The organism is Arhodomonas sp. KWT, assembly GCF_010993615.1.
The window spans coordinates 1-529 of sequence record NZ_WNXE01001111.1; the positions used below are offsets into that span (position 1 = coordinate 1).

At 73.2% G+C, this 529-nt stretch carries 1 protein-coding gene; it reads right to left on the reverse strand.

From position 1 onward, the window contains the following. Positions 1 to 529 (reverse strand): UDP-3-O-(3-hydroxymyristoyl)glucosamine N-acyltransferase (locus G7A99_RS24415; protein WP_163144667.1); only part of this gene is annotated, 529 nt, incomplete at both ends.

Below are 529 nucleotides of genomic sequence, written 5' to 3' on the forward strand. Positions count from 1 at the left end.
CTGCCCGCCACCGCGGAGCAGCCGGCCATCACGGAATGCGCCCCCACGTGGCAGTTGTGCGCCACCTGCACGAGGTTGTCGATCTTCACGCCCTCGGCGATGACGGTGTCATCCAGCGCGCCGCGATCGACGGTGGAGTTGGCGCCGATCTCGACGTCGTCGCCGAGGATCACCCGCCCCAACTGGGGCACCTTTTCCCAGCGCTCGCCGTCGCGGGCGAAGCCGAAGCCGTCGGCGCCGATCACCGCGCCGCCGTGCACGATCACGCGATCACCGAGGCGGCAGTCAGGGTAGATCACCGCCGCCGACATGATCCGGCAGTCCGCGCCGAGCACACTGGCCGCGCCGACCACGGCGTTCGCCGCGATCACGCAACGCGGCCCGATCACGGCGCCCGCCTCCACCACCGCACCGGCGGCGACATGGGCGCTGGCGTCCACCTGTGCCTCCGGCGCCACGCAGGCCTGCGGATGGATGCCCGCCGGCCGTTCGCGCTCGGGGTGCAGCAGCCGCGCCGCCCGCGCGAACA